The sequence below is a fragment of the Stenotrophomonas sp. 71799_Sma genome, assembly GCF_056482505.1.
The window spans coordinates 2,468,370-2,483,280 of sequence record NZ_CM151202.1; the positions used below are offsets into that span (position 1 = coordinate 2,468,370).

General features: G+C 65.8%; 19 protein-coding genes. 5 read left to right on the plus strand and 14 right to left on the minus strand.

Going from position 1 to position 14,911, the window contains the following annotated elements:
- Nucleotide 1: 1 nt before the first annotated feature.
- A complete protein-coding gene (locus ACZK4Z_RS11420; protein ID WP_171954302.1) occupies nt 2–1,495 on the minus strand; it encodes an FAD-dependent oxidoreductase in 1,494 nt (497 codons plus the stop codon).
- A gap of 224 nt (nt 1,496–1,719) precedes the next feature.
- Between ACZK4Z_RS11420 and ACZK4Z_RS11425 the strand changes: the two genes are divergently transcribed.
- The gene (locus tag ACZK4Z_RS11425) at nt 1,720–1,944 is read left to right on the plus strand and encodes a hypothetical protein (RefSeq protein WP_049455232.1); all 225 of its coding nucleotides are present in this window, start codon (nt 1,720–1,722) and stop codon (nt 1,942–1,944) included.
- 9 nt (nt 1,945–1,953) lie between these two features.
- Here ACZK4Z_RS11425 and ACZK4Z_RS11430 read toward each other — a convergent pair whose 3' ends face one another.
- Entirely contained in the window at nt 1,954–2,403 is a 450-nt protein-coding gene (locus ACZK4Z_RS11430; protein ID WP_043395790.1) for a BLUF domain-containing protein, read from the minus strand.
- A gap of 189 nt (nt 2,404–2,592) precedes the next feature.
- On the opposite strand from ACZK4Z_RS11430, the gene ACZK4Z_RS11435 reads away from it, so the two are divergent.
- Nucleotides 2,593–2,853, plus strand: a complete 261-nt coding sequence (locus ACZK4Z_RS11435; protein ID WP_227199396.1) for a hypothetical protein — start codon at nt 2,593–2,595, stop codon at nt 2,851–2,853.
- A gap of 7 nt (nt 2,854–2,860) precedes the next feature.
- On the opposite strand, the gene ligD is transcribed toward ACZK4Z_RS11435, so the two are convergent.
- A complete protein-coding gene (gene ligD / locus ACZK4Z_RS11440; protein WP_049455231.1) occupies nt 2,861–5,410 on the minus strand; it encodes a DNA ligase D in 2,550 nt (849 codons plus the stop codon).
- Nucleotides 5,411–5,423: 13 nt separating this feature from the next.
- Entirely contained in the window at nt 5,424–5,600 is a 177-nt protein-coding gene (locus tag ACZK4Z_RS11445; RefSeq protein WP_019336566.1) for a DUF3606 domain-containing protein, read from the minus strand.
- A 248-nt stretch (nt 5,601–5,848) separates the two neighbouring features.
- Here ACZK4Z_RS11445 and ACZK4Z_RS11450 point away from each other — a divergent pair, with 248 nt between their 5' ends.
- Complete coding sequence (locus ACZK4Z_RS11450; RefSeq protein ID WP_019659711.1) at nt 5,849–6,346, plus strand: YciE/YciF ferroxidase family protein; 498 nt, start codon at nt 5,849–5,851, stop codon at nt 6,344–6,346.
- A gap of 39 nt (nt 6,347–6,385) precedes the next feature.
- Here the strand turns inward: ACZK4Z_RS11450 and ACZK4Z_RS11455 are convergent, their stop codons facing one another.
- The 3 genes from ACZK4Z_RS11455 to ACZK4Z_RS11465 are packed head-to-tail and all read right to left on the minus strand — an operon-like array spanning nt 6,386 to nt 8,344.
- Nucleotides 6,386–7,120: a DNA-formamidopyrimidine glycosylase family protein gene (locus ACZK4Z_RS11455; protein WP_430370089.1), complete on the minus strand. Its 735-nt coding sequence runs from the start codon at nt 7,118–7,120 to the stop codon at nt 6,386–6,388.
- Entirely contained in the window at nt 7,113–7,880 is a 768-nt protein-coding gene (locus ACZK4Z_RS11460) for a DUF72 domain-containing protein (protein WP_029550775.1), read from the minus strand. The genes ACZK4Z_RS11455 and ACZK4Z_RS11460 overlap by 8 nt, the downstream gene beginning before the upstream one ends.
- Nucleotides 7,877–8,344 carry a BLUF domain-containing protein gene (locus ACZK4Z_RS11465; RefSeq protein WP_043395806.1) on the minus strand — a complete coding sequence of 156 codons (468 nt, stop codon included), beginning with the start codon at nt 8,342–8,344 and terminating at the stop codon, nt 7,877–7,879. Before ACZK4Z_RS11465 ends, ACZK4Z_RS11460 begins: the two co-directional genes overlap by 4 nt.
- Nucleotides 8,345–8,643: 299 nt before the next feature.
- On the opposite strand from ACZK4Z_RS11465, the gene ACZK4Z_RS11470 reads away from it, so the two are divergent.
- Nucleotides 8,644–8,952 carry a KGG domain-containing protein gene (locus ACZK4Z_RS11470; RefSeq protein ID WP_019337684.1) on the plus strand — a complete coding sequence of 103 codons (309 nt, stop codon included), beginning with the start codon at nt 8,644–8,646 and terminating at the stop codon, nt 8,950–8,952.
- A gap of 119 nt (nt 8,953–9,071) precedes the next feature.
- Here ACZK4Z_RS11470 and ACZK4Z_RS11475 read toward each other — a convergent pair whose 3' ends face one another.
- The 3 genes from ACZK4Z_RS11475 to ACZK4Z_RS11485 all read right to left on the minus strand — a co-directional run bounded on the left by ACZK4Z_RS11475 (nt 9,072) and on the right by ACZK4Z_RS11485 (nt 11,043).
- Nucleotides 9,072–9,980 carry a manganese catalase family protein gene (locus tag ACZK4Z_RS11475; protein WP_019337685.1) on the minus strand — a complete coding sequence of 303 codons (909 nt, stop codon included), beginning with the start codon at nt 9,978–9,980 and terminating at the stop codon, nt 9,072–9,074.
- A gap of 39 nt (nt 9,981–10,019) precedes the next feature.
- Nucleotides 10,020–10,541 (minus strand): ferritin-like domain-containing protein, encoded by a 522-nt coding sequence (locus tag ACZK4Z_RS11480; RefSeq protein WP_019337686.1) that lies wholly within the window; start codon nt 10,539–10,541, stop codon nt 10,020–10,022.
- Nucleotides 10,542–10,698: 157 nt separating this feature from the next.
- Entirely contained in the window at nt 10,699–11,043 is a 345-nt protein-coding gene (locus ACZK4Z_RS11485; protein WP_224329364.1) for a hypothetical protein, read from the minus strand.
- Nucleotides 11,044–11,246: 203 nt separating this feature from the next.
- On the opposite strand from ACZK4Z_RS11485, the gene ACZK4Z_RS11490 reads away from it, so the two are divergent.
- A complete protein-coding gene (locus ACZK4Z_RS11490) occupies nt 11,247–11,639 on the plus strand; it encodes a response regulator (RefSeq protein WP_019337688.1) in 393 nt (130 codons plus the stop codon).
- A gap of 214 nt (nt 11,640–11,853) precedes the next feature.
- Here the strand turns inward: ACZK4Z_RS11490 and ACZK4Z_RS11495 are convergent, their stop codons facing one another.
- From ACZK4Z_RS11495 to ACZK4Z_RS11510, 4 genes are read right to left on the minus strand one after another with little or no spacing between them, the layout of a single operon-like run.
- The gene (locus ACZK4Z_RS11495) at nt 11,854–12,540 is read right to left on the minus strand and encodes a glycosyltransferase family 2 protein (RefSeq protein ID WP_043395812.1); all 687 of its coding nucleotides are present in this window, start codon (nt 12,538–12,540) and stop codon (nt 11,854–11,856) included.
- Nucleotides 12,537–13,124, minus strand: coding sequence for a class I SAM-dependent DNA methyltransferase (locus tag ACZK4Z_RS11500; protein WP_019337690.1), 588 nt, complete (start codon nt 13,122–13,124; stop codon nt 12,537–12,539). The genes ACZK4Z_RS11495 and ACZK4Z_RS11500 overlap by 4 nt, the downstream gene beginning before the upstream one ends.
- On the minus strand, nt 13,121–13,879 hold the full coding sequence (locus tag ACZK4Z_RS11505; protein ID WP_043395815.1) for a PIG-L deacetylase family protein: 759 nt from the start codon (nt 13,877–13,879) through the stop codon (nt 13,121–13,123). The genes ACZK4Z_RS11500 and ACZK4Z_RS11505 overlap by 4 nt, the downstream gene beginning before the upstream one ends.
- The gene (locus ACZK4Z_RS11510) at nt 13,867–14,808 is read right to left on the minus strand and encodes an acyl-CoA dehydrogenase (RefSeq protein ID WP_171954308.1); all 942 of its coding nucleotides are present in this window, start codon (nt 14,806–14,808) and stop codon (nt 13,867–13,869) included. The genes ACZK4Z_RS11505 and ACZK4Z_RS11510 overlap by 13 nt, the downstream gene beginning before the upstream one ends.
- Nucleotides 14,809–14,911: the final 103 nt, after the last annotated feature.

Sequence of the window (14,911 nt, forward strand, 5' to 3'; positions counted from 1 at the left end):
CCTACAGCTGTTCTGGTGTGAGGCCCTGCCTGGCAGGGCCTTCCAGCAGCGCTCCGGTGGCGGAAAAGCGGCTGCCGTGGCAGGGGCAGTCCCAGGTGCGCTCATGGCCATTCCATTGGACAACGCACTTCAGGTGCGGGCAGAGCGCCGACATCATGTGCAGGCGACCGCCCTCGTCGCGGTAGACCGCGGTTCGCTTTCCGTCCACGTCCAGTAGTGCGCCGCAACCACGGGCCATCTCACTGGATGAGTGTGACGGCGCCGTGGCAAGGCGATCTCCCACCATGTGCCGCGCCACCGTGGCGTTGGTGCGGGCCCAGCCAGCGGCCGAGCGCACCGGCGTGAAACGCATGGGGCTGAGCAGTTGCTCGATCTCGCTGGTCGTGCCCATGATTCCCTCGGTGATCGCGCGCGCGGCCACGCCTGCCCAGGTCAAACCGTCCGGCCCATAGCCGGTAGCGACCCACACATTATCGTGGGCGCTGCCGCCGATGTAGGGCAGCTGGTCGGCGGGCCGGAATTGCTGCGCCGACCAGCACAGCGGCTCGCCCAGCACGTTGAAGTTGCGGCGCGCGTCGGCTAGCAGATGCTGGGCCGGATCCACCGCTGGCGTTTCGCCTGTGCGGTGTGTTTCGCCAACCAGCACAAGCCAGTCGCGGCCATCAGCGCCGTGCACCCCGCGCAATGAGCGGTGCCGGTCGGCGATCCAGTGAATGCCTGCCGCAGGTAGGTTGGCAACCGGCACCGCCACCCCGTACTCGCGGTACACCTCCATCTCGGCCTGCACCAGGTTGAAGCCTGCGGGCGAATGCGTAGCCAGCACGAACTGCCTGGCCTGTATGCGGGCGCCATCGGCTGTCGCAACGCCGGCGGATGCCTCGATGCGGTTGATCCGGGTCCAGTCGTGGATGCGCACGCGACCTGCCAGATGACGTGCCAGTTGCCTGCAGAACGCCGCAGGATCCAACTGCGCCTGATCGGGAACGCGGAAGGCGTGGCCCAATGCGAACGGCAGTCCGGACTGCCGGTGTTCGCACTGCAGGCCGACGCGCTGATAGGCCTGCAGCTCACGCTCGAACTGCGCGGTGACCTCGCGGGTTCGCTCCTGCACGCCGTACTGCATGCCCACGCGTTGGAAGCCACAGCGCAGATGGTAGCGATGAACCAGTGTTTCGATGGACCGCAGCGCCTGCTGCCGCCACTGCACGACACGGCTGGCCGTGTCGCCGCCCCAACGGGAGATCAGATCGGCCAGCCGGGAGACGGGCGCGTAAAGATTGCCGGTGGACATCACCGTATTGCGCCCGCCGATGGGCCCCGCATCAACCACCAGCACATCCAGGCCGCTATCGGCCAGGCGGGCCGCTGTCAGCAGGCCGGTCATGCCGGCGCCCACCACCAGCACGTCCGCGCGCGTCGTGCCGGCAAGGGGGCGGAAGCTGTGCGACTCGGTGTCAGCTGACCATAAGCTGGCGCGCGGGAACGGTTCGGACATGAAAGAGATCCTTGCAGCTTCAGCTGGGAGGCCTCTCTGATACGCCTTGCCGGGTGAAACGACGGTGGCGTGGTCGTGCAGATGATGCTCACGCGCTGCCACGATCAACGCCATGGTCAAGGCCAGGTGAGCGTTGCGTGGGCAACACGCCTGTGTCGCCTCTGCGAACCGCAACTCCTTGCTTGCAGCGTGGTCGCTAACGTACCTGGAAGGAGGATCAGGCAGTGAGCACGCACTTGGATCTGATGATCGCGCAACTGGAGGAATTGCTGCCGACCTGGGCAGCGCTCTACCCCGAGCCGCAGTTCATCCGCATGCTCGCCGAGGCACTGGACTATATCGCTGCCAGCGCGGAGCCGGAGGCGCGGCTGTATTGCGTGATGCGCACCGGGCACCTCCATGTGTGCAGCGGCGAAATTCCGTGGGCCGAGCGCCATGGAGGTCGCTAGGCCGGTGGATCACGCCGCCACGGCATAGGGTTCCACCAACCTGGCCAGGACATCCATCGCCGTCTCGGTTGGCGCTTCGTCACCGCTGTGCTGGGCGAACCCCGACCAGTCCGCGCAGGCAAGAATTTTCAACTGCTCGGGTTGCGTCGGCAGCCAACGCATCGGCCAGAACGGGAGTCGCCGGTTGCCCACCCTGCCCCGCTGCAACTCGATGAGCCCTGCGTGGCTGGAAGCACCCACCACTCGCGAGTACGCCACGCTCAAGCCGTCCTCGGGTCCCTCCATGTACTGAAGGAAGCGGGCGCCATCGAACAGCAGAACTCCGGTAACGCCGGCATTTCGGTTGAAGCGGGCGGCATCATCGACCAGATCGTCCAGCTTCCCGCTGCGCAGGCCCAACGGGTCACCCGCAACGGCGGGGCCCGCTTCGCTGACGTATGCGACTGCCCTGATCGGCATTGACTGCTCCTGTAGTGAATCCCCCCAGATTCCGTGCCGCTAGGATAGGCCACCTGCGCCCCGCAGTTGTTCCCATCCTGTGCATTTTGTGAATCAGTTGGGACCCAGCCGACAAACGGCATGCAGGACGCCTCCCCGCCCAATGCCATGGATCGTTTACGCTTGGGGCAGATGACTCGAGAGCACCCCATGCCCAATACCGGCCTTTTCCATGTTCTGGAGCTGGACGCCGCTTCCGGCGTGCAGGGTATTGAGCGCGTCAGGTCCATTCGCGTGCGCTGCAACACCTGCGGCGGGATTACGCAGTTGTCGGGGGACGCGTTGGGGGCGGTACCCGGTGGAACGACGCTGGTGTGCGGTGCTTGTCCGTCGCGCCAGACGGTCAGCAACGCGCGGCTGGTCGAATGCGATCATGTATTGCCCGGTAGCGTGCAGGCGCCCGAAGCGTAGGCGCGGGCTACGGGTCTGCCTGCGCCCATCGCGCAAGATTCTGTTTCACTTTCCCGATACCGGCCCAAGGGTCTTTGCGCTGCCGTTTCAGCTTTGCTGGCACGTCCTTGATCGTGAACGCGTCTGCGCGCTTGAGTTTCGTCAGATCGCCCCAGGCGATCGGCAGTGCTACCGGTGCCCCCGGCCTGGCCCGCAGCGAGTAGGACGCAACCGCCGTCGCACCGCGCCCATTGCGCAGATAGTCCACGAAGATCCGCTTGTTGCGGAGGCTTTTGGTGGCCGTCGCCAGGAATCGCTGGGGCTCGGATTGCGCCAGCGCATCGGCGAAACCCTTCGCAAAGCGCCTGGTCAGGTCCCAGTCGCATCCCGGATTGAGTGGCACGACCACGTGCAGGCCCTTGCCACCGGATACACGCAGGAACGATTCCAGCTCCAGCTGCGCCAGCAGTTTCCGGATGTCGGTTGCCGCTTTCTTGACCTCGGCAAAGGGTACGTCCGGTCCTGGATCCAGGTCGAACACCACGCGGTCGGCCTTGTCGGGCGCTTCGGCGTGGCTGCCCCAGGGGTGGAACTCCAACGCGTTGAACTGCACCAGTTCAAGCAGGCTGGCTGCGTCCCGCACCACCAGGTAATGGGCGTTTATACCGCTTTCTTCCTTGAGCTTTACTGCGTCGACCAACTCCAGCCCGGCTGTATGGTGTTTTTGGAAGAAGCAGGGTTTTGCGGTGCCACTGGGACATCGGATGATCGACAGCGGACGATCAACCACCTCGGGCAGGAGATGCTCCATCACTGCCGCGTAGTAGTCCCATACCTCCTGCTTGGTGTAGCCATCGCCAGGAAACAGGATCTTGCCGGGAGACGACAGCGCGGGCGGTGTGCGGTCGGTAGCGGGTGACGTTTTCGCATCGCGCGCAGGACGCGCCGTTGCGGACTTCCCACCAGAGATCGTGACCGGCCCGGCGCGATCGGAATCTGCGAGATCGGCGATGTCCTTGTCCGCCCGTACCGCCTTCAGTGACGCCTGGCGCAACAGCTTCTGCCCGCCAATCCCGCGATAGAAGACCTCCACCACGAAACGCGGCGGGAACCAGGTCGCGGCGCGCAGGTCGGTGTCCTGGGTGGGCACGTACGCCGTCGGCTTGCGGCTGCCGCCGCCTTCGATGCGCTTGCTGACTTCGCCGATCAGTTCGTCCGAGAACCCGGATCCGACGCGGCCGACGTAGAGCCAGCCATGTTTCGGGTCTGGCCGCGCCAGCAGCAGCGAGCCGAACCCGGTGCGGCTGCCTTTCGGCGTGGTGTATCCGACCACCGCAAACTCGTCGCTGGCCAGCTGTTTGGTCTTGCGCCAATCCTCACTGCGGCCACTGTGGTAGCTGCGCTCGGCGCGCTTGGAAATGATGCCTTCGAAGTGCTGCTCACCGGCCAGGCGATAGGCCTCGTCGCCATCCCCCTGTACATGCGAACTGAACGCCAATGGCCTGCCCTGCCCTTCCAGCACGGATTGCAGCAGGGCCTTGCGTTCCAGCAAGGGCGCATCGGCGACGTCCACGCCATCAAGGTGCAGCAGATCGAACAATGCATACGTCAGGACGCCCTGCCGCTCGCCGGAGAGCGTGGCCTGCAGCAGGTTGAAGTCCTCCCTGGTGCCGGCGCCGGCGATGAGCTCACCGTCCAGTGCCGCCGAGGTGAGGCCCAGTGCTGTGATCGCGTCACGTATTTCAGGGAGCTTGCCGGTCCATTCCAGTGCGTTCCGCGACCACAGCTGCACGTTGCCCTCAGCCACCGTAGCAAGGATGCGGTACCCATCCCATTTGATCTCATGCACCCACTGCCCGCCCTGGGGCGGCGCTTCGCCCAGCTTGGCCAACTGTGGCTCAAACGGCCCGGACGGCGCTGCGGCCTTTCTTGCCTTGCTGAGCGCCAGGGCCTTCTTCGCCCAGTTCTTTCGTCGGGCGCGTGTGGCGGGTACGACCGTGAGTTTCTTCTTCGCGGTCTTTCCGGCCCCGGCACGCTTCAGGTCCACCGGGGGCGCTACAGCAACATCCGCCAGCAGATCGTCTGCCTCGATGTCGCTCGCAAATTCATCGTCGTCCTTGAACAGCAGCCACTGTGGCTGGCGCGCTGGCTTGCCTGAACGGACCAGATGCCATCCACCCTTGAGCTTGGCGCCGAACAGCTCGAATCGTAGATGGCCCTTGGCGAGCTGGGCTTCCGGGTCGCCCTGCGTAGCCCACACACCGTGGTCGAACTGGGCGACATGGCCGCCGCCGTACTGGCCTTTGGGGATTTCGCCTTCGAAGGTCGCATAGTCGACAGGATGATCTTCCACCTCCACCGCCATGCGCTTGACCTTCGGGTCGTAACTGGGCCCCTTGGGCACGGCCCAGCTCTTCAGCGCGTCACCCACCTGCAGGCGGAAGTCGTAGTGCCTGCGGCTGGCGTGGTGCAGCTGCACCACGAAAATGGCGCGTTGCCCTTTCGGTAGCGCCTTGCCCGGCTCGGGCTCCTTGGTCTTGTCAAAACTGCGCTTGCGGCGGTACTCGACCAGGGACATGGGCAACTCCGCGCTATTTTCCCAGATGCTTGCGGACAGCAACGGCTGTGGGGCCGACCGCCGCCACAGCGGCACGAAGTTCCTCGGCGGACACGCCCAGCGCCGTGGTCCAGTACTGCAGCTCGTAATCTTCGTTGACGTTGATGCGATCCCGGTCCGGGCGGCCGGTGTTCTTCTTGTCGTCGCTCATGGGAGTCTCCACGCGTGATCGGGCGTGAAGTGACCGTACCGGCCGGTGCATGGGCACCAGGCGATGCCATTGTGAAGCCATGGCGAAGGCTTGGCGGCACCGGCGCCAACCCGCAGTGGCGGATCCCGCATCGTGAAGGGCACGCGCACGGTTCGCGTGGACCTTCACATGCCGCCTTCACCTGGCACCTGCCTGATCGCAACCGGGAAGACCCTACGCTGATCGCTCCACTCACTGCGGAGCCCAGTATGGCTATCAAGACGGCGGAAGACCTGTTCATCCACGAACTCTCGGACATCTACAGCGCCGAGAAGCAGCTGACCAAGGCCCTCCCACGCCTGGCCCGTGCGGCCGAGAATCCGGACCTGGCCACGGCGTTTGAGACGCACCTGGAAGAAACCCAGGGCCAGATCGAGCGCATCGACCAGGTTGTGGAGATCCTGGGCATTCGCCTGAAGCGCATCAAGTGCGCGGCGATGGAGGGCCTGGTGGAGGAAGGCAAGGAAGTGATCGACAGCATCGACAAGGGCCCTGTGCGCGATGCCGCCCTGATCGGTGGCGCACAGAAGGTCGAGCATTACGAGATTGCGTCCTACGGCACCATCGCCGCGCTGGCCAAGCAACTGGGCTACAAGGACGCCCTGCCGTTGCTGCTCGAGACGCTTGAGGAAGAGAAAGCCACCGACGAAAAGCTCACCCTGCTGGCCAAGGGCGGCGGCAACGCCAAGGCAGCGCAGGCCGCCTGATCGACGCGCCCCGGAACCCGGCTGCCACGGACGGCAGCCTCAGGGCCCGTACAGCACTTGATCATTGGGGCAGAAGAACGTGCGTCGCCGCGTGGTCCCCATGTAGAGCTTGCTGATCGGGCCACCGCACACGGGACAGACCTTCTTCGTGTGCACCTGCCAATGCTTCTTCAGCTCAAGGCAGCGCTTCCATTCCAGGAAATCGAAGCTGTAGGCGCGGGCCTGCTCGATCAGCGCGGTAAGCCTGCGTGGCGGCAGGTCGCCCAATCGGGTGGCGGGATGCACGCCTATCCGGAACAGCACCTCGTTCTTGATGATGTTGCCGACGCCGGCGAAGACCGTCTGGTCCAGAAGCGCATCGCAGGCAAGGACGTCCGGCATGGTTTTCAGCTTGCGCCTGGCCAGCTTCGGATCCCAGGCATCGTTCATCACGTCCGCCCGCCAATCGTAGATGTCGTCCAGAGGCTGGTCGATCAGGCGCACGGAACACGCATAGAAGTTCAGCTCACCGTTGTCGAACACCAGCGATACCCGCGCCGGGGCTGGCTTCCGCTCGTCGATGCGCCAGCTGCCGAACATCATCAGATGGATGCGCAGCGTGTGATGGCTGAATTCCAGCAGGAAGTGCTTGCCCCAACGGCGGACCGCCTTGACCCTTCGGCCCTGCAGCGGCGACAGGTCGATGCGGCTGTTCCCGGAGACGGTGCGGACCACGTGCCCCTTGAAATGGCTCGCTGCTTCGCGCAGCAGGACGATCGAAGGGCCTTCAGGCATGTTCGTTCTCCTGCAGCAGCGCCTGCAGGTGCAGGGCATTGCCGGTGGCGTGACCCAGCGCGGTATTGTCCAGTACGAACCAGGCGGGTCGTTGCGCGTCGGCCTCGGCCAGCAGCTGCCGCGCAAGGTGGGCAAGGGTCGGCTCGTCGTAGGCACTGCGATAGATCTGCGGCTGGCCGTGCCAGCGCCAGTAGCTCCACGTGCGATCACCGCCGGGAATCGCTGCCGCCGGCACACGTGCTGGATCTGCGGCAACCCGTGCAACGCCATGCGCGCTCAGCAGCGCATCCACGTCCGCCGTAAACCAACTCGGATGGCGCGGCTCGCACGCTACTTCGGCCTGCGTGCGCGCGCGCAGGCCCCGCAGGAAGGCTTCGGCCGTGACCGTGTCGTACACCAGGCTGGGCGGCAACTGCAGCAGCAACGGACCGAGCTTTCCACCCAGTTCCAGCACGCCTTCAAGGAACCGCTCGAGCGGTTGCATTGCATCACGCAGCCGACGCTCATGGCTGATCTCGCGCGGGAGTTTCACCGCGAACCGGAAGCCCTCCGGCACGCTCGCCGCCCATCGCGCATAGGTCTTGGCCTGGTGCGGTCGATAGAAGGATGAGTTGATCTCCACCATCGGCAGGCGTGTGGCGTAGCGCTGCAGAGCGCTGTCGCCCGCGCCGAACGCCTCCTGATCCGACCGCGACAGCGACCACCCCGCACAGCCGACGCGTAGCAGCTCAGGCACCACCGGGGCGGCTGACGACATCATCGTGCCAGCTGCCCGTCTGGTTCCATGATGCCGCCCGCGCCTGCTTCCGTCTGCGATTGCGAAACCGACAGTAGTCGATCCAGGGCGCTGGTGCCCGATTCCAGCGCCGACGCGCTGCGCACGAAGCCGGTCCAGTCGGATATGGCGATCTTCCCCAGCGCGAGCTCATCCACCCGCACGCTGCGCATCCGCCAGTGCGGAAACTGCCGGCGCCCCACCCTGCCCCGGTTCAGTTCGACGATCCCACTGTGGCTGCCGGCCGCGAGAATGCGCGCGTAAGCCGCATTGATCCCGGCCTCCGGGCCCTCCAGATACTGCAGGAAGCGCGAGCCGTCGAACAGCAATGTGCCGGTGACATCGGCGGACTCATTGAACTGCACCGCCTCTGCCACAAGTTCCTGCAGCCGCTGTTCCGTCAGGTTGCGGGAGGCTTCACTTACATAGGCAATCGCTCTGAAGGGCATGGCACCACCGGTTGTTGCAGACCGCTCTACCTTAGCCACACCGATCGTACGCGCGGTGAGACCGGTGTGGAGGCTGCGTCGAACTGTGGCGTGTACCTTCCGCATCGCGTTGACGCGCGGTTGGGCCGCTGAACGTGTGCCTGCCACTGTGCGCACGCACGAATGTTCGTGGAGGCCGGATGAGGAATCAGAGCCTTCGGGATGACGCGACGTTGGCAGTCGTGCCACCGCCGTCTAGCGCCGGATCTGGAAGATGGTCGCTGCCGCCAATGCGGCGGCTGAACCCAAGGAGACTTTCCATGGCCAACCAGAACCAGAACCAGGGCACCAGCAACCGCGGTTTCGCTTCGATGGACGAGGACAAGCAGCGCGAGATCGCCGCCAAGGGTGGACGTGCCGCGCACGAGTCAGGCAACGCCCATGAATTCAGCTCGGAAGAAGCACGCGAAGCCGGCCGCAAGGGTGGCGAAGCGGTGAGCCAGGACCGCCAGCACATGGCTGACATCGGCCGCGAAGGCGGCCAGAACAGCCGTGGCGGTGGTAACCAGGGAGGCGGGCAGCAACAGCAGCAACGCGGCGGCAACAACCGCGGTGGCCAGCAGCGCTGATCGGCGCTGAAACCCGATGCATCCCTTCGTGGGCGGACGTGATGTCCGCCCACTTTCGTACGCCCCACGCTGCCCAGGGGCGTTGCAACCGGGGCGCCGCACGGGCGCACCGGGTTCTTTCACGGCTCGCGTGGTGGCAGGTCCAGTGCGCCTGCGCCCGGGCCGGCCCCCAGCTCGGCCCCGGTGGTCGGCCGCGCTTCCGGGTCGGAGAGCGTGCGCAGGGTCATGGCCTGTACTGCCGCTTGTTCGCGTGGGTCCAGGTCCACCGTGCCGCCGCCGTCGCCACCATCCACAGCGGCCTGTGCCTCGCGGTCGCTGACCCGCTCCCAGAGCTCGCCGCTGTTCCAGCTGCCCTGCAGGTCGTCGGCGCCGTCGCCCTGCGACATGTCCATGTACAGATCGGTGAATGCAGGGTCCCCCGGCAGCTTGCCCGGCGGGAAGTTGGGCTGGATGCTGTGCAGCGCCTTCTCGAATGACTTCATGTGCGCGATCTCGCGCGTCATCAGGAAGCGCAGCGCATCCTTGATGCCGGGGTCGTCGGTGACGTTGATCAAGCGCTCATACACCAGCTTGGCGCGCGCTTCGGCCGCGATGTTCGAGCGCAGGTCGGCGGTGGGGTCGCCGATCGAGTCGATGTAGGCGGCTGTCCACGGCACCCCGCTGGAATTGACCAGCGCGGGGCCGCCACCGTACAGGATCTGTTCGGTGTGGCTGGTGCTGTTCTGGCCCAGCAGGCGCATGTCCTCGGCCTCGGCAAGCCCTTCGGACTGGATCGCCTTGGGCCCGCGGTTGAGCATGGCGATGATGGTGCCGATGATCTCCAGATGGCTGATCTCCTCGGTGGCGATGTCCATCAACAGGTCCTTGCGCCCGGGGTCGCATTCGCCAAGTCCCTGGGTGAAGTAGCGCATCGCGGCGGCCAACTCGCCCTGTGGGCCGCCGAACTGTTCAAGCATGAGACTGGCGAGCTGCGGGTTGGATTCGCGCACGCGTACGGTGTACATCAGCTTCTTGTGATGAAAGAACATGAGGGTTTCTCCGGTGGCTGGCGTGGGCTGGCTTCGGGGTCAACGCTTGGCCTGGGCGCCAGGCGTTTCGTCACGGTTGAGGAACGCTCCGACCAGTCCGTCCTGGTGGTCCTCCAGCCAACGCGCCATGGCAACCTCTTCCTGCAGGATCTGGCCACACACGGCCGCAATGTCGGGCGCGCCGGCGCGCTCGGCAGCGATCACCAGCGCCCGGTACGTGGCGATCTCGGTATTCTCGAAGCCGAACGAGAGGCCTACGCTCTTGACCACCTCGTCCTCCATCAGACTGGTGCCCGCCGCGTGGAGGGCGGCAGTCATGCTCGCGAACAGCCCCTTTGCGGTGGGCACGCTTCCCCCAAGCGCCTCAATGCACTCGCGCAGGGAAGCTGCCTGCCCTTGCGTCTCCTGGACGTGCTGGCTGACGCGTGCGGCAAGCTGGGGATAGTTCTCGATCCGCGAAGCCATGGCCTTCATCATGGTCTCCGCTTCCTGTTCCATGGCGTAGGCGTCCTGCAGCCACTTCAGCAGGCGCTCGCTTCGGGCGGTGTTCTGGTCTGCCATCTCGATCTCCGGTGCGGGGCAACATGCCTCCGGAGACCATGGTGGAGCGCTGGCAATCACCGCCTTGTCGGCCGCTGTGATCCGCCGAAGCTCGGCGCTGCACGCAGCGCTGATGCGGCGATAACATCCCCAGCCCCGGGCTGGACCCGGGGCGCTCTCAGGTCGCCAGAGCGCTGGATACGCCTACGTTGACTGCAGGGCGCTGGCGCCTGGCGTTCGAGGCGCCCGCGCCCTCTGCCGCCATCACGGCCTGCATGACCCGATGTTCAGCACGATGCGCGCCGCCGTCCACGCCCACGACATAGACAAAGCGCCCATCAAACTTGGCCTGTGCACCGTCCAGGGCGTCGTCGGCCAGCAGCGCTCGCTTCAGCGACTTCATCCAGGTCCGCTCAGGCGTACGGTCCAGTTCCACGACAATGGCGGCGCCGCCACAATCGAGCGGCATGCACTCGATACGCAGCACGCCAGGAGAGGCCGCTTCGGTTCCGGATTGAGGCATGACAGAAACTCCGATAAGGGGTCGGCGGCAGTATCCACAGTGCATGCCAAGAAGCCGTCAACGAAATCCATAACGCCTTCCACGCCTCCTCCACGAGGTTGGCCACGCGCGCAGAGCTTCGCGCCGGACTGACAATGCACACGCAGGATCTTGATGCAGCACAGCAGAAACTGGTGTTCCCAGGACAACACAGGCATGCACGCATGCAATCCGCAACCGGCCAGCGCAGATGCAACCTGCTGCTGGTGGAAGACCAACTCGACCTGGCCGCACTCATGGAGCACGCCCTTGAGGACGTCGGCGATCAGGTGACGCATGCCTACAGCGTGTTCGACGCTCTCGGGCTGCTGGACACCCAGCGGTTCGACGGCGCCGTGCTCGATGTCGAACTTCGCGACGGTGTGGTCTTTCCCGTCGCTGATCGCCTGGCAGAACTCGGCATCCCCTACCTGTTTGTCTCTGCGGTCTACGACCAGCTGGTGCCGCAGCGCCACCGGCGCGCAGCCTTCGTGGCCAAACCGTTCCATGTGAGTCAATTGCAGGACACGGTCCGGCGCGTGCTGGGCGATACCTGCGCGCAGCCGCCCGCGCATTGACTCCATACAACCGTCACCCCAGGTACGGGGCCACCACCAGGCTCAGCTGGCGCAGCGCGCCACCACGGGAGAGCCCATCCCAGTTGCTGCGCGCCACGCTGCGGATCTCGGAGTAGGCAGGGATGAGGGCCTTCGTGGCCTGCCCTGTCCCAACGCTTTCCTAAACCGCACGCCCCGATAACACGAGGCCCTTGCGTGACGGAGTGGCTGACCCTCAGGTGATCAGGGCGGGTGCTTCCGCGCCAGAGCGCTCGCCACCCAGCGCCGCCAGATAAGCGGAGAATCCGCCTGTAGCGCGCCCCTGCAGACGCGCACTGGTCATCACCACGGGAGCGCCGGCCCATCGCACCACCGCACCGCGGCGTTGCAGCGCTCTGACAAGCGCCACGTCTTCACTACAGTGCAGGGGAGCAAAGCCGCCAACGGCCCGATAGGAACAGGCAGAGACGCCGAGGTTGGCACCGTGGATGCGCCCATGATGGTCGCCCCACTGCTGCCTTGCCTGGAATGCCCTGCGCAGGCGCCGTTCACTCTGGCAGGTCGTCGCTATGTCCACCAGTCCGCAGAAAGCGTCACAACTGCTCTGAACCTGTGCGGCCAGCCACTCGGGAGGCACCTCACTGTCAGCGTCCGTGCTTGCCAGCCACCTGGCGCCCCGCCCCAGCAGTTCAGCAGCGGCTGCGGCCCGGGCGACACCGACGCAGCGTGCATCCAGCTGTACGCTCCCGACCCGGTATCGGTGGCAGATGGTGCCCGTTGCATCCGTACAAGCGTCCAGCGCGACCATTACCTCCACTGCTTCGCCGCCGAGGCCTGGGTGCAGGGCCGCCACCCGGATGGATTGCAGGCACCGCGCGATACTGTCCGCCTCATTGTGGGCGGGTATCAGGACGCCTATCACCGCAAGCCCTCGTTCCGGGCCAATGACAAGGGGCCCCGTGTCCATCCCTGAAGCACGAAGTCCGCATCGCGGTAGTGGAAGGCTTCCTGCAGGCCTTCCCCCAGGCATCGATGCACCACCTCGGTCCGGCTCGCGCGTCCCGGGAACGAGGGCAACCAATGGCAGGCGACCAGCAGGCCGTCATCGCGAAGTGCTTCATCGATGCCACCGCGCAGTTCGCGCAGTGCGCCTGCCCCCAGGTAGTAGCCCATTTCGCCGCAGACGATCAGGTCGAAGCGTCCTGGCGGCCATTGCTCGGGATGGCTGGCGCAATGGACCTGCACGTGCGGCAGATGGGCCAGGTTGCGGCGCGCCTGGAACGCCGCACGTGGACTGATGTCGGTTGCAAGCAGGCGTTCGCAACGTGCCGCCAGCGCCTCGGTCAGTACGCCGTTGGAACACCCCAGTTCCCAGCCGCGAGCGAACTGGCGCTGGCTGAGGCTTGCCAGCAGCAGCGCACGCTTGCGCTCTTCATACCACCGGCTGCGGTAGCCGAACGGGTCCTCCTGCTCATGCAGGTCATCAAAGTACGGTTGGGCGCTCATGCCAGAAACACCTCGTAGTTTCGGAAGAATCGGGCGAGTACATGTGCGGGCAGCACCGGCGGGCTGTTCAGGCCCGCCACGTCACCCGTCTGCGTCCGGAAATGCGCGATCGCGTTTCGTTTTGCGGACGCCACCGCTGAAATGTCGATCAGCTTCGGAACCTCCCACGCCATATGTGCGCAGGCAGGGTCAAGCCAGTGCCAGCCCCACACCGGGTACTCCAGCCGGTGGCAACCGGCCGCCCGCGCGGCGCGGCAGGCAGCGCGCCCTGCGGCTTCGTGATCGGGGTGGCCATCAAACCGCCATGGCGCCAGGACCAGATCGCGCGGTTGCAGATACTGCTGCAGCCAGCCTTCCAGCCCCTGCTCGTGCGCGCTGACCGCGCCGTCGGCGATACCCAGGTGGAAGATGGAGCCGACCGGAATACCTAGTTCGCCCAATGCCGCGGCAAGCTCCGCTCGGCGCGTTGATCGCAGGCGTTCGGGCGTCCACCACGGCTCGCCCGGATAGCATGCTTCACCGTCGGTCACCGCAACGACACTGACGTCGATACCCTGCCCCACAGCGTGATGCAGCAGCCCGCCACAGCCGAGTATTTCGTCATCCGGATGCGGCGCGACCACCACCATGCGGTCATGCCCGCTGCAGAGTGCGGTTGCCGGTATGGTCGGTTGCTGCCAGAGCCAATCGCAGTGCAGCCAGGCCTGCTCCTGGGTTCCTTCCCCTTGCAGGGGTGTCCTGGCTACAGCGCCCATGTCGCCTCCTGTGTGGCACGCTGCTCGCCCAGCCATTCCCAATCGCGATCGGCGTGGCTCTGGCGAAGGAACACGGTCAGGTCCGCGCAGCGCCGGGCCTGGGAGGCCTCCAGGCACATCGGGCCCGGGCCCAGCGCGCGACCCGCCAGGTCCAGCACACGCGTTGCCGCACGCTCGACCACACAGCGCAGGCGCACCACATCTTCGCGATGGGTCAGTTCGGGCGCGGCGTCGATGCGCGCCGCCAGTTCGCGAAGCAGCGCGGCAGCCGGGCCCAGGGCGAGGTCCACTTCACCCAGCAGCCGCGCGCGATTCCCCTCGGTGCAGGCCGGTCGCATGCGCTCGGCCAATGCGGCCGCTGCGCCAAACCAGACCGCCGCGATGCCTGCCCCGCCATGCCAGAAGCCCGGGCGCTGAAGGTAGTCATCGCGCGTCCCCAGGATCACCATCGGTGCGCCGTCAAAGCGCACCGTGGTGGACGGGATTGCGGCCATGCCCACGGCGGGCCATGGCTCGCCTGCAAGTGTGTGCCAGTGTTCCGCCGCCACCTGGCATAGCCACACGCCCTGCGCGTTGCGAACCGTTACCAGTGCCGAATCCACCCATGCGCTGCCGGAACACCAGGGCTTGTCACCGTACAACCCACCGCCGGCATCGATGCGAACGGTGTTGGTCGGACCCTCTGCAGCCCACACCGCCAGCAACGTGTCTTCAGCATGGATGGGCGCCTTCAACTCGGCAGCAATCGCTTGGGCGTCATAGTGGGCCTCCAGCACCTTGGCCAGGCAGAGATCCTCTGCCCCCCAGGCTGCCAGCGCCTGCCAACGCTGCAGCGTCTGGCCGCCCCCGGGCAAAGGCAATGCCGGTTGCTGTACCAGCACCTGGCGTGCGCGATTGAACAGCGAAGAGGATGACGTCACATCCTGCATGGGTGGCAGACCTGCAATGGAGATACGCCATGAACGTAGGCGGCAGGCAGTCACATGCCTGTCTTGACCGCGTGGCGGGCACATGAATGCCCGGTATCGTGAT